The following is a 13,208-nucleotide window of genomic DNA, read 5'->3' as shown; positions in this document are numbered from 1 at the left end:
GACCGTGAAATCCGTGTAATCCGTGCCTAAAAAAGATAGCAATTTATGAGTGACAGGCACTTACCCACCCTTAGTTTTTATTTTTTTCTCAATGTCACGTCGCTGATTTCTACAACGCCACCTTTGTTTTGTGAAAGAATAGCCAGATAGCAATCTTTCAGAATAGCAGCGTCATCATCCGTGTCAGATACTTCCAAGTCAGCATTTGCCTTCTTGCTGCTAATAGCATTAACCACTTGTCCCATATCATAATAAACCACTACTTTAGTCCATTTATCAGCATCTTTAATCTTAAAGTTATACTGTGCACCCGAAGCATTCGGTTGAGCATCCGCATCATAATCTCTACGCATGAAGAAAGTGGTATTGTACTTACCATTATCGTTCTTTTCTTCATTGGTCTGTTTGATGTATACACCTACCGGAGTACCAGCTTCTTTAGCTTTTGCATAGAAAGTAAGAACATAGATGCCTTTTTCCAAACCATCGGTAATACGTTGTCCCAGAAAAGCCTTGTACCAAGAGATATTTTTTTCGGCACCGGAATTATCAAATTTCATCGCATTCGGATATTTGGCATCTCCCGTTTGTTCCCAAGCAATAGTAGTTACTCCGTCAGCTTCATTATTCAAAATAAACCACTCTCCTGCGGCAGCTTTGTTAGCGTTAGTCACTTTAGTCTTTACTTCGGTAGCGAATTTTTCATTCTTTATCAGGTTCTGTGCACTTACACTTACTCCTGCAATGACCAAAAGGCCGGCAAATAAAACTTTTTTCATCTTACTGTGATTTAAATGTTTATACTTTATTTTTTCTTATTTAAAAGAATCTACTTCATCTTACTTCACTTGTTGGATCACAAATTCATATTTACCAGTCGCTTTCTTTTCTTCTGTCTTTAGTGTGATGCGGTAAATCTCCTTGCCCCATACGTTAGACAGGCGCGGATCATCTAATTTGATTGTTTCCAGTTCTGCTTTAAATTGTGACGGATAATGCATTTCCACCTTTTGTCCCTTCACTTCGATTCGGATTTTCCCTTCAGACGGGAAAGTAACATTGCCCCAAGTTAAGAAATTCAGTTGATTAGGAGCAACAACCTCATCCAATGTATAAGTATCGCCAATAGTTAATTTATTATTATCAAGTGCGTAAGAGCGAATCCAACTTTTCACTTTCGCCTCTGCCGGATAAGCAGTAGCTATATCAGTAGAGAATGTCCGTTTCTTCTCATTGCAAACTGTATTTGTCGCTTTATACTGCTGACCGAATTTTTGCGGTACTCCGTTAATCATCGGCAAGTTGTGATAATTGCTCTGCATGGTCCAGATAGTATAGCGGTCTTTACCGAACGTCTGTTTGGTATAGGTACCTACACCGGCATCAATAATCACGGGAATCGTATTCACGTATAGAGAGAAGGTCCCTACATCATTGTGATTATGACTTTCGTTATTAAATCCGCCTTTAGCGGCAACGAACATACCATTCTTGTTCTTCATATAGCAGAATTCCGTTTCGGGATACCAGGTAACATCCGGCATATCATGTTTCGGAGTTGCTTTTGCGAGTTCATTACAGCAAAGCAGAGACTGGAGCGAACGGAAAGCATCGTTGCCCATGGTGGCATACGGCTTTCTCCCATTCAGCAGGTAAGCGGCAAAATGCATCATTTCATCGCTGTTTACAGCTTTACCGAAACGATAGATTAATAAGGGATCACCTCCTCCTTGTGCCGATGCGTCAGCAAAGTTCACCACCCAGCCATTACCCACGTATGAGCGGGACATATATTCTCCCATCCGGCGAATCATCGGTTCATTGAACAGAGACAGTTTACCACCTGTACCATCGGAGAGTATCTGCAAATAATCATAGAGTTTTCCGGCAGCATGTCCCCAGTAGGATGTACCTTCTTCACAAGCACCGTCAGACTTCACGAAATTGATAAATTTGTCGACTGATTGCATGGAGCGGTAAACGGCTTTTGCCAACTTGTCTTTATTGTTCTCCATCAGGAAGAAACATTGCAGGGCATTTGAATTACACCAGGGATTCCAGTTGTTGATGATTTCCCCCGGTTTCCAGTTAAAAGCCATCCACCACATTTCATCGTCGTTCATATATGGATCGAGAATACGTTCTTTGATTGCTTTACGCATTTGTAAAGATACCACGGGATTGATTTTGTCGAATGGTTTACGGAAGAAATAGTGTACCCAAGCCATTAAAGCTCCATATCCGCCTGAACCGAGGTCAATAATCTGTTCACGGAAATCGGGCAGTGAACGTTTGCTGCTCTGGCGAGGCAAGTGTGCGGATAAAACCCATGAATTCATTTCACAGCTCATATATGCTCCGTTCAGTAGCTGGTCGATGAAGCGTCCTTTTCCTTCAGCCAGTTCGGCGAGCATCAGGGTGTTGAGTGCCTGACGGTTGGCGTCATAAGGAACTTCCATCACTTTCCGGTTACCGCTACGTTCGTACTCCAAATAAGCAGTGGCAGGTATCAGCTGCCATTTATAGTCGAGGAGTTTTTCACCGGCTTCGATGAGGCGTTGTTTGTTAGGACCCATCAACGAGTCCCAAGCGGCGCGATCTGTATAAGCAGGGTAAGGCACCCAAGCCTGTTTCATTACCAACACGTTTTTCAACGTAGTTTCGTCTGCCGCTTTCTGCAGCATATTGCGTTCGGTATATGCGTTTGCCTTGAAAGAAAGACTTCCCAAAGCTGCTACCAGAAAAACACAAAGCAAATGTTTCATTCGAGTCATGGTATTTTCATTCATTTAAGTATTGCAAAGATAGTGTATCTGATAAAAAATGAGGTGAGCAAATCATACGAACCTAATGACAAAAAAGTACATACTTCAAAATTTGTACTCATAATTGCTTCATTTTAAGCTTTTAGGTTATAGAATAATCGATTTCACTCATATTTAAACAGAGATTTCTTCTCAAAATACAGAGATTCCGTTCCAAGAAAACAGAGGTGCAATTTTAGCTAAACAGCGGCTCTGTCTTCCTTAAACAGAGCCGCTGTTTAGTCCAAATAAAGGCTCTATTTTGACATCCTGTTCTCTTCCCGTTTTTCATACCTTAATCCCAATCGCTAAATTCAAAACTCAACTGTTCCCAAACACCGTGTTGCTCATCGGCTTCTTCTTTCGGATTGGAGACAGAAAGCCCGATGAGACGGATTGGATGTTGTTCATATTCCACACTTTTAAGCAGTTCCTTGGCAAGCGGGAGTACCCGGTCTAAGGTAGTCAGTTCCTGCGATTGAGTAAGGCTTCGGGTGATCTGGCTAAAATCATGAAACTTAATTTTCAAGGTAAGCGTGTTTCCTTTGAAGTCTTTTCGCTGGAGACGTTCAATCAGTTCTACTGCAACGTGATATAATTCGATTATGACCGATGAACGGGCCGAAATGTCCCGTTCCAATGTACGTTCACAGCCGATAGATTTACGAATACGAATTGCTTCGACAGGGCGTTCGTCAATGCCTCGCGAACATTCATAATACAGCGTACCTGCTTTTCCAAAATGACCAGTCAGCATTTCAAGAGAACATTTCCGTAGTTGAAGTCCGTTGTGGATACCCAGCAAATGCATCTTCCTGGCAGTCACAGGTCCCACTCCCCAGAAAGATTCAATAGGAAGACAGGCGATAAAATCAAGAGCTTGTTCCGGGTGAATAGTACATAAGCCGTCCGGTTTGCGATAGTCCGAAGCTATTTTAGCTAAAAATTTATTATAAGATACTCCGGCAGAGGCAACAAGGTTGAGTTGCTCGCGAATCTTCAACTTTATTTCCTTGGCTATATCCACAGCCAGGGAAATATCTTTCTTGTTTTCAGTAACATCCAGAAAAGCCTCATCCAGAGACAGAGGTTCGATGAGGTCTGTATATTCGTGGAAAATCTCATGTATCTGACGGGAAACGGATTTATAAACATCCATCCTGCCGGGTACAAAGATGAGTTGGGGACAAAGGCGTTTCGCCTTTTGGGAGGACATGGCCGAACGGACACCATAACGCCGGGCTTCATAGCTGGCAGCAGCCACAACTCCCCTCTCTTCAGCATGACCTACTGCCAAAGGTTTGCCACGAAGTTCAGGATTATCACGCTGTTCTACAGAGGCATAGAAGGCATCCATGTCGATATGTATAATCTTTCTCTGCGTCATTCTTTAGGATTAGCAGAGCAAACTTACTACAAATTCCCGAATAATTCCCGCTTATCGGCTCAAGAAATAATACGCTTATGTTTTTTATAGATATAAATCAAAAAACATTTAATATCCTGTTTAATCTACTTCTTATAATGTTATATTTGCATATCGTCTATGAAAAGCATAGACATACCTGATAAGTTTATGCCACCATAGAATCATTTAAGATTATGAAAAACATACTTTTTGGCTTATTAATATCTTGCAGTGTTCCCATATTCGCTCAAAATGGAATCACCTTTAAAGTTGAAAAGCTTTCAAAGCCTGAAGAATTACTCCATTTGAATTCCCAAGACGACATTTATAAAAGTCTTATATTATCGTACATGAACATAGAGCCTTATGAAATAAAAAAGAAGCATATCGAAATTCCTTATCATATCATTGCAGAGAGCCAATCTCCTGACAGTCTGGTATCTTTTGGTCCTAATTCTTTTTTCAACGGTATGTATCAGGCTTATGCAGATCACAGGCCATTTGTTCTGTCCCCAGACATGATTTGGCTACTAATCAGCCAGGGATTTGCCCGGCATATAAATGCCAATCAGGAATCGATGAGAAATGATCTCGTTGACTCCTCCGGCAAACTGTCCTTAATTGTAAGAGCGGACAAGAAACTGGAAGACCCTACTTTTTCATGGGAAGAGATCTTTCCCCAATTCACAAAACAAATATCAGAACACGTCGGTAACCATCTGACTGAGTTGCTTACCTGTAATTTTTCAACAACCACCTCCTTAGAGAAAGTTGCTTCTGAAATAACAATCATGGAAGCTGTGAAGCCATACTTTGAGTTTATAATCATACGCATTGTCTGTGGAATACCTGAAATAACCCTCGAAGGAACTCCGGAGGACTGGGAGAAAGTTCTACAGAAAGCCAGAAGCCTGAAAGAATATAAACTTGAATGGTGGATTTCCGAACTGGAGCCTCTTCTGGAAGAATTTGTCAAAGCCTCCAAAGGCCAGGTGGACAAAAGCTTCTGGCGCAATATGTTCAAATATCATTCACAGAAGCAATACGGCGCTCCGAATATTATTGACGGATGGATTGTTAAATTTTTCCCGTATGACAAGAAAGGAAGAAGAAATAATCTGAAACAGCTTGAAGGCAGAAATTGTCTCCCCGATGAAATAGTGAAGGTAGATGTAAAGTATCAGGAAGTATATCCCGATGCTGTCAAAGAGACCCCATTGGAATTTTGGGCAGGTTTCATCGGACTGGAGCAAAATAGTAAGAATTTTGCTCTGCGACCACAAATAGGTTGGATGGTCAGAAAGAAAGACGTTAACAATGACGGATTAAAAAACAAGTTGAGTGCTGACGCCCAAAATGATGGCTGGGGCAGTGGTATTAACATTAGGGTAAAGAAGTTTCCTACTGTCTTGTTAGAACTGAAGGAGATAAAAAGACTGGATATCCAGTTTATCGATAAGATTGATATACCGGATGAAATATCAAAGATAAAAATCAAATCGTTGAACCTATATGGAAAGATAACCAAAGAGGGAATAGAGCACATTAAAAAGCTATTGCCTGATACGGATATAAAGATTAATGGCTCACGAGGGGGAATAAATTCATTGATAGCCCCATAGAAAAGAACACTCAATGTTACTTTTGCAACATTGAGTGTTCTTTTTATAGATACTAATGATCAGTACAAAGTGGAGCTGGAGGGACTTGTTCCCAATGCTCCAAATATAGTCATATCAGATAGTTGGCTATCGCCATTTTTTCTTTGAAACGATTTGGTGACAAATCTCAAATTGGTGTTCTTGCATTCCGCGACCCTGACTCCTCGGCGGTCTAACCGTATTGCGAATACGGTGAATTTCGGACACATACACAAGTCCGAGGGTTCATTTTAAGCTTTTATAACAAGCAGATACTTACTTTCATAACCCGAAATGTCGACGCAACTTATCTACACCATCTTTGTGCTTCTCTGGATTTTTCTTTTTCAGAGTACAGATGTTCTGTAGCTTCCATTTCACCGATGGATAGGCTTCAAGATTTCCGGCGCAGCATTTCGACCAATCCGGGTCCCCTTCCTCAAAGCCGATGAGGAATTGCTTGTCCCCCTCGGTAAGACCGCCGTTCACTATCGTAATGAGTTTTGTCCTTGCTTCTTCATAATCTTGGTAAGAGAATGGGGTGTCAGTCATTCCGTTAAACTGGTTTTCCATTGCTTCTGATTGGTCTATTGGATTCGGAGCGAAAGATTCCACTATCGGCTTGTCACTTCCGAGCAGACAAAGCATGAATCCTGATTTAACGGAGTCAAATTCCTCAGCTGTTATTCCGCGGCAATCAAAGAGGTCGCGTGGATGCTGGCGGCTAAGTGCCGCGCAAATCTTGCCTCCGAACAGCTGCCCCCATGACACGATGTTGGCATAGCAGTTGAGATGAAAAGTTTCCCTTGCAGTTTCGCATAGTTGCATGATTACTGGTGGCTCGATCACGCCACGCTTTGTGCCATTGACTTCCAATTTTATCTTTGTGCCTTCCTTGAAACATTCCAGTTTCCATACATTCGATTTATGGATAACATTGATTCCAGGCACAGCTTGCTCTATTTCCTTTTTCAATCGGGATAGATGGGTGTTAATTTCATTCAGGCTTTCTTCCCGTTCCTTCAGTGGTATATAAGTCAAGTCTATATCCACCGATAGCCGTTCAAGGTTTCGATAGAATAGGTTGATTGCCGTACCGCCATGCACCGCAAAATCTTTTATACGGAACACAATAGGCATTATACGAATCAGCAACGCCACTTGGCGGCGATAAACATCATTCATAGCTTTCCAATTCTTTAGGCACGGTTATACGATAGGTTGAATTATAGACACCCTCTTTGACAAGCTGCAACTTTGATGTCGTCAATCCGATTTTTTTCAAATCAAGCATCTCCACCCAATAATGGCCGGCTTTCGATGCCATATAAAGAAACATCCTCTTTATTTTCTGTGAAGAAGTATTTTCCAATGTCTGTTGCACTCTTTCGGGGTCAAGCGCCGTCAGTTGCTCCATTATATAGTATAAATCCATATAATTATAATATTTTGGAACAAGGTACAGGCATTCCATAAATGCGAGTTCAGGTGATGATACCGACACTTCCAACTCTCCTACTTTTACATCAACCGTCATCGGCGATTTGAATACCGTTGTTTTGAAATGTACCATATTCATGTCGAATCTATCGGAATTCATCCATTCCAACTTTCCTGATTCTGCTCCTGTAACCATAAGATTAGGTTTGCCCATAGGCACATAGTGGCTGAATCCCTGTAATTCAAGTGCTGAATGAGCAGCGATTCTTGCAGACTCTCCAAGCTGACGATTATATGAGCTGACAGCGGCGAATGCCGACAACTTCTCATTATGCCTATACATCACACCGGGTACAAGCATGTCGAGCCAACCCGAATCGCGATAGCTTTTCGTAAGTTGTGCTGAATAGTCATTCTTGGCCAACCATCCTGAAAAGAACAGCCCTCCGGGAGTATGCCCCGTCAACAATCGGTTGAGTTTTGATGCTATTTCTAAAGTCATACTATATTATTCTTCTAAAATATCAACCACAAAGTTACATGAAAGGTTTGATATAACCAAATTTACTGTTGAAATAATCTTGAAATAATATAGTGTTGCTGTATTATTAGAAATATTTATCAACTCTATCCGCTTGTCAAAAGTGGTGAGAGACGGAGCTGTCTTCCGTGTTCCTGAACGCAGCAACCTGTAAGGAACTTACGACCGCTCCGTCACTCTCCGCTTGTCAGCAGTCCACGGGTCGAGACAGTGCCGACTCCGTTGCTCTACATCGTCACAGACTCACCTTTACCGGGACTGAGCGATTCCATTTAAGGAATCCAGTAATAGGGATTCTTCTTTCGGTGTTCTTTTACCCAGTTTTCAAATTCAGGCATTGTTGTTATGCCGTCGGCGATGACGGCTTCATAGTATTCCACGCCATGATAATCCTTTTCTTCCGGGGTCTCAAACTTCAGACGGAGGATTAAATCCTTTTGCTCCTGCGTCATGACCTCGACAATTCTGTCGGCCATTCTCTCGAAGTAACCGTCATATTCAGTTCCCTCTTCGATATGGATAATGTCGAACTGCCATATTTCCCCATCATCAGCCTTGTAGAACACATGCCATGCTATGCAGTGTTCATCAGTATGCAGGGCATTGATGCACTTGATTTCAGTTACTTTCGGGTTTGTTGCAATCTTAGAGGCTATTGCGAAACTGCTGTCGGTGGTGATACCGGAAGTATAGACATGTAGGTCTATATCCCGATGAGAAGCGAGTAATCCCATCCTCAGTGAACCGATTAGATTTACCCGGCAACCTGCTTTTTCCCAGATTTCAGCGATGCCGGATTCTTCCAGTGTCTCACGGGCTTTCTTTTGATTGGCGAGAGCCAGATCATTGATTTGAATTTGATTCATCGTTGTTGCGATTTGCTAAATCTGCAAAGATAATTCTTTTTCATGGATTTCAGTACCAATATGTCGTGGTTCGTTTTCCCCGGGGCGTAAACTTAGCTCCAGTTTTATGCAGTCAGTACGGCTTAGGAAGCTCTGCTTGCTCGTAGTTGAGAACGTGCGGAGAAGGGATATTCTATATCCTTTCGGCGAAAAAATCTCCAGACCTCCCGTTGGTCAGCTCGTATTTTTTCACCGAAGGGTGAACATCCCTCTAATCTCTCCGCACGGGACGGTTTCAACGAGCAAGCAAAACTTCGATAGTCGATAGACGCATAAAAAAATGTCGCACAATGAAAACGAACTACAACATATCAAATTTCCGAGGCAGAGCATCCATCTCCAGTCTCAACCGCATAAAAAGGTTCGTCCTTTGGGTGGTGGCGATAGTTGGCGTAATCATCTATTGGGTGCTGATACGACCGATATTCCGAGGTGTCGGTTGGATAATATCAATACTCATAGCGATATTGACAATCTTTGGGTGAGGATATTCGTAATCCAAAAAACATCTGTCCCCAAGATCTCAAAGACGCCCACGATGTTATGACACGGCGTGTCAATGCCAAACGAGCAAAGGAAATCGCAGAGAGAAAGCGACAAAACGAAATAGAAAGGTGTGAACGAGAGCAACAGAGGTTACTCCAAGAAAAGGAAAATGAAGATAAATTCATTGCCCTAAAATCCAAGTTCTTGTTCCTGTAATTTAAGTTATTCAGATATAAAATAGTTTTTTATTGTAATAACTAAACAAATTTTTCTGTAGACGTTGGTAACCAAATATTTTATCAAAGCCTTGCTTTACTTGTTAGAATAGACCCACACGATCAAAACCATCTTTGATTATCTTGTTCTTAGTATTTTAATGATTAGTAAGTAGTGATAGTTTCTTTTTATTGGCTTAGTCTTTCCCGTTCACTATCAAATGACAGTGCATATTCAGTTCGTTATTAGAACGGTTATGGTTAGAATGAATCTTACCGTAAAACTTTATATCTTCAGCAGAAAGTTCTTAGCATATTTAGGAATCATATATATCGTTTCATAGTCTCGTCTTGCTCTCGTCTTGTATTACTCATCGTTCGAAGTTCATATTCGGACAGACTGCCATGAATAGCATAAAACTTAGCATCTGTTTTTTGTAGAGTCTCTTTTATTGAGGATGGGGGTGAAAGGGGTATGATATATTATGTTCTCTTTTTATCATGATATCGATTAAAAAAAACGATTTTATGATGCTAGTAAACTAATTGATAAGTTAAAGTAGCATAAATCTAAAGTTCTTTTAGTGGGGAATAGAATGGGGGAATAAAGAGATTGATAAAAAGAAAAAGCTCTGATAATCAGAGCTTTCATTTGTTTTAAAGTGGAGCTGGAGGGAATCGAACCCTCGTCCAAACGAGGAAATCATAAGCTTTCTACATGCTTATCTTTGCCTAAATTTTCGTGCAGGAACAGAACCAAAGCCATCAATTCCTGCCTTATCCTCTTAAGTTTCATCAAAGGTGCGAGGCCGCCTTTGACTATCCCCGATGTAACTGCACCACTGAACCGGAATGCTTCGGAGCAACAGCTTCCGAGTGATGTCTCGTCCTGGCACCTAGTGCCTGGATTAAGCTAATCTACTGTGATTCGATTAAGCAGCAAGAGCGTAATTAGTTTCGCCAGATAAAATTTTGATAACTGATATTTAAGTGGAAATTACCGACCCACTGCATGCTTACCTACCATTTCTGCCCGCTGTCAAATCCAGTCAACCCCAAATTCTTATTCGTACAGAATAGCGATTATTTAGAACGCTTTCCAAGGGTACAAAGATAGGAAATGTTTTCTAAATTACGAGAAGACGTTAGCAAATATTATATCAAAGCATTATCTTTACAGAGCTATTTTATACTTAAAATGAAAAAGCATCATGAAGAACCAACCAATAACATGCTACTTATGAAGAAGAGATTTTTATCTAAAGCATTTATATTCAAGTCATTCGCTGCTATTTGTCTATTCGGAATCAGTATCAGTAGCTGCACATCTAAAAAAAAGACTCATATGGAAACAACCGATACTACGGAAAATGAATTAACGATGTTAGTAGGTACTTACACTTCAGGAACCAGTAAAGGTATCTATAGCTTCCGCTTTAATGAAAAAGACGGAACTGCTGTCCCGTTGAGTGAAGTAGAAATAGAGAATCCTTCTTATCTTGTTCCATCCGCTGACGGAAAATTCGTTTATGCAGTCAGTGAATTTAATGATGAGCGGGCTACTGCCAATGCATTGGCTTTCGATAAAGAGAAAGGCACTTTCCAACTATTAAATTCACAGAAAACCGGAGGGGAAGACCCTTGCTATATTATCACTAATGGTAAGAATGTGGTGACTGCCAATTACAGTGGAGGCAGTATTTCTGTTTTTCCTATTGCTAAGGATGGCTCTCTCCTTCCTGCTTCCGATATCCTGAAGTTTGAAGGTTCGGGAGTAGACAAGGAACGGCAGGAAAAATCTCATTTGCACTGTATACGGATTACTCCGGATGGAAAATACCTGTTTGCTGATAATTTAGGAACAGACCAAATACATAAATATGTCATCAACCCGGATGCAGATATTGCCAACCAAGAGAGTTTCCTTAAAGAAGGACAACCAGCAGCCTACAAAGTAAAAGCCGGTTCAGGCCCCCGCCATCTGACATTTGCCCCGAACGGTAACTATGCTTATCTGATAAATGAGTTGTCGGGCACAGTCATTGCTTTTGAATATAAAGACGGAAACCTGAAAGAGATTCAAACGATAGCTGCTGATACTGTGGGAGCCAAAGGAAGTGCAGACATTCATATCAGCCCGGATGGAAAATTCTTATATGCCAGTAATCGCTTGAAAGCAGATGGCATCGCTATCTTCCGGATTCATCCGGATAATGGAATGTTGACGAAAACAAGCTATCAACTTACAGGGATTCATCCGCGTAATTTCATCATCACGCCTAACGGTAAATACCTGTTAGTCGCTTGCAGAGATAGCAATGTGATACAAGTTTATGAAAGAGATGCAGACACGGGATTGCTAACGGACGTGCACCGGGATATTAAAATAGACAAACCGGTTTGCATACGGTTTGTGCCATAATAGTTTACTTCTTATTCTGCGCAACCCGACTATCAGGAGTGTGAGTCTTCACAACGATTTTACCCCCATTCTTGGTACACTTGATACATTCTTTCCGCAATGTTCTCTCTTTCAGGTTGAAAATCAGATTCGGATTGAAGTGCTCTCCGTTGATACGGGTTTCGAAATGCACATGTTCGGTAGTGGCACGGCCAGTACGCCCGGTTAGTGCGATAGGCTGTCCGGCTTTTACGATATCACCGCTTTTAACCAGATTCTTGAAATTGTGGCTATAAAGAGTTTCCAATCCGTTAGCGTGACGGATAACGACTAGATTCCCGTAGGCATAATATGGTTTCGACATACGTACCACTCCATCAAAAGCAGCACGAATCGTATCTTTTGCACAAGTTTTAATGTCTGTTCCCGAATGTCCTCCACGAGTTCCATAGGCGGAGATTACTTTTCCTCCGGGTAATGGAAAAGCATATTCATGGTCTTTCAAGGAGTCCAAATGCAGATAGATGTGATTCCCTTTAGCAAATAGTCCGGGAGTAGCTACCCGGACATCGCTCACTTCCCGGGCAGAGAATGAAGGTTTATTCTGTCCGTTGACAGCCAGTGGCAATAATAAAACAGTCAGTAAAATAAGTATGTTTTTCATGTGTTTTTTCTTTTTCAAGCCGGAAAAAGGAGCCTCATTATTCAAAGAACATGATTTCGCCTCCATCCGATTCTGCATAGTTTCTTAATAAAGTCTGAATCATTTCAGCAGCTTCTTTCAAGCCTTCTTTCCCGTTATAACCGTTGACTATCGCTAAAATATGAGTAGTTCCGAGATCCATTTTCGTACGTTCGTGATCGCTTGTCGGGGTTCCGATTCCTCCGAATGAATCGCGATATACGGGTAATCCTTCAATATTCAACACACCGCGCCCGATGCCTTCAAACGGTTCTCCAGCTTTACCGATACCGAGTTCAAGGTGTGTACCTTGTATTTTATCCGCATCGAAGCCACCGATAGAATGTCCCGTACGAAGAGACACGAGGTTAATCAGGTCTACCAATGTATCAATCTGATATAATGGGATTCCGCGCATCAGGCGGCGGCGCAAAGCTTCGGCTGACGGACGATAACGTCCGGGGTCTTTGCCACAACGTTTATAAGCCTCACGGGTAGCAAAGATAACAGGTTGATGTTTGATGTCTTCCATCTGTGTTGTGGAAGTCAGTTGTTCGGTGAAAGCATTGATTTCGTGCCAAAGACCTTCGCTGTAAGCAGTATTCTTCACTGCAGCATACACGGCGGCTCCGGCGAAAACCGGGCATGCGTCTTTTATTTCTTTAGATACTTTTATTTCAAACATA

Annotated in this window: 12 protein-coding genes, 1 other RNA gene and 1 pseudogene; 4 read left to right on the top strand and 10 right to left on the bottom strand. The window is 41.6% G+C overall.

Annotated features, from left to right (window positions below):
* Positions 1 to 77 precede the first annotated feature (77 nt).
* From AB3G73_RS23600 to dinB, 3 genes are all read right to left on the bottom strand, one after another.
* Complete coding sequence (locus tag AB3G73_RS23600) at positions 78 to 779, bottom strand: DUF4627 domain-containing protein (protein ID WP_074557373.1); 702 nt, start codon at positions 777 to 779, stop codon at positions 78 to 80.
* Between the two features lie 60 nt (positions 780 to 839).
* Positions 840 to 2,774 carry a heparinase II/III family protein gene (locus AB3G73_RS23595; RefSeq protein WP_148364414.1) on the bottom strand — a complete coding sequence of 645 codons (1,935 nt, stop codon included), beginning with the start codon at positions 2,772 to 2,774 and terminating at the stop codon, positions 840 to 842.
* 325 nt (positions 2,775 to 3,099) lie between these two features.
* Complete coding sequence (gene dinB, locus AB3G73_RS23590; protein WP_074557371.1) at positions 3,100 to 4,191, bottom strand: DNA polymerase IV; 1,092 nt, start codon at positions 4,189 to 4,191, stop codon at positions 3,100 to 3,102.
* A 215-nt stretch (positions 4,192 to 4,406) separates the two neighbouring features.
* Between dinB and AB3G73_RS23585 the strand changes: the two genes are divergently transcribed.
* Positions 4,407 to 5,834, top strand: a complete 1,428-nt coding sequence (locus AB3G73_RS23585; RefSeq protein ID WP_367745701.1) for a DUF4419 domain-containing protein — start codon at positions 4,407 to 4,409, stop codon at positions 5,832 to 5,834.
* Between the two features lie 300 nt (positions 5,835 to 6,134).
* On the opposite strand, the gene AB3G73_RS23580 is transcribed toward AB3G73_RS23585, so the two are convergent.
* The 3 genes from AB3G73_RS23580 to AB3G73_RS23570 form a co-directional block, all read right to left on the bottom strand.
* Positions 6,135 to 7,037 (bottom strand): nucleotidyl transferase AbiEii/AbiGii toxin family protein, encoded by a 903-nt coding sequence (locus AB3G73_RS23580; protein ID WP_342989123.1) that lies wholly within the window; start codon positions 7,035 to 7,037, stop codon positions 6,135 to 6,137.
* Positions 7,030 to 7,794, bottom strand: coding sequence for a type IV toxin-antitoxin system AbiEi family antitoxin domain-containing protein (locus AB3G73_RS23575; protein ID WP_342989122.1), 765 nt, complete (start codon positions 7,792 to 7,794; stop codon positions 7,030 to 7,032). Before AB3G73_RS23575 ends, AB3G73_RS23580 begins: the two co-directional genes overlap by 8 nt.
* Positions 7,795 to 8,105: 311 nt before the next feature.
* Complete coding sequence (locus AB3G73_RS23570) at positions 8,106 to 8,690, bottom strand: phosphoglycerate mutase family protein (RefSeq protein ID WP_342989135.1); 585 nt, start codon at positions 8,688 to 8,690, stop codon at positions 8,106 to 8,108.
* Positions 8,691 to 9,018: 328 nt separating this feature from the next.
* On the opposite strand from AB3G73_RS23570, the gene AB3G73_RS23565 reads away from it, so the two are divergent.
* Together AB3G73_RS23565 and AB3G73_RS23560 are read left to right on the top strand one after the other, a co-directional pair.
* On the top strand, positions 9,019 to 9,285 hold the full coding sequence (locus AB3G73_RS23565; protein WP_367745728.1) for a hypothetical protein: 267 nt from the start codon (positions 9,019 to 9,021) through the stop codon (positions 9,283 to 9,285).
* Positions 9,216 to 9,440 (top strand): PcfJ domain-containing protein, encoded by a 225-nt coding sequence (locus tag AB3G73_RS23560; protein WP_367745700.1) that lies wholly within the window; start codon positions 9,216 to 9,218, stop codon positions 9,438 to 9,440. The genes AB3G73_RS23565 and AB3G73_RS23560 overlap by 70 nt, the downstream gene beginning before the upstream one ends.
* 9 nt (positions 9,441 to 9,449) lie before the next feature.
* Here the strand turns inward: AB3G73_RS23560 and AB3G73_RS23555 are convergent.
* Together AB3G73_RS23555 and ssrA are read right to left on the bottom strand one after the other, a co-directional pair.
* A pseudogene (locus AB3G73_RS23555) lies at positions 9,450 to 9,898 on the bottom strand (DUF5712 family protein); the annotation flags it as partial.
* A 201-nt stretch (positions 9,899 to 10,099) separates the two neighbouring features.
* Positions 10,100 to 10,496: a transfer-messenger RNA gene (gene ssrA, locus AB3G73_RS23550) on the bottom strand.
* Between the two features lie 183 nt (positions 10,497 to 10,679).
* Between ssrA and AB3G73_RS23545 the strand changes: the two genes are divergently transcribed.
* Positions 10,680 to 11,861 carry a lactonase family protein gene (locus AB3G73_RS23545; protein WP_367745699.1) on the top strand — a complete coding sequence of 394 codons (1,182 nt, stop codon included), beginning with the start codon at positions 10,680 to 10,682 and terminating at the stop codon, positions 11,859 to 11,861.
* Between the two features lie 4 nt (positions 11,862 to 11,865).
* Here AB3G73_RS23545 and AB3G73_RS23540 read toward each other — a convergent pair whose 3' ends face one another.
* Both AB3G73_RS23540 and AB3G73_RS23535 read right to left on the bottom strand, forming a co-directional pair.
* Complete coding sequence (locus tag AB3G73_RS23540) at positions 11,866 to 12,504, bottom strand: M23 family metallopeptidase (protein ID WP_148364410.1); 639 nt, start codon at positions 12,502 to 12,504, stop codon at positions 11,866 to 11,868.
* A 37-nt stretch (positions 12,505 to 12,541) separates the two neighbouring features.
* Positions 12,542 to 13,207: a B3/4 domain-containing protein gene (locus AB3G73_RS23535; protein ID WP_195648407.1), complete on the bottom strand. Its 666-nt coding sequence runs from the start codon at positions 13,205 to 13,207 to the stop codon at positions 12,542 to 12,544.
* Between the last annotated feature and the right edge of the window lies 1 nt (position 13,208).

Source organism: Bacteroides sp. L008 (genome assembly GCF_040812255.1).
GTDB classification, from domain to species: Bacteria; Bacteroidota; Bacteroidia; order Bacteroidales; family Bacteroidaceae; genus Bacteroides; species Bacteroides vicugnae.
Note: the sequence above shows the minus strand (reverse complement) of the source record. Positions and strands in the feature narration are given on the sequence as shown.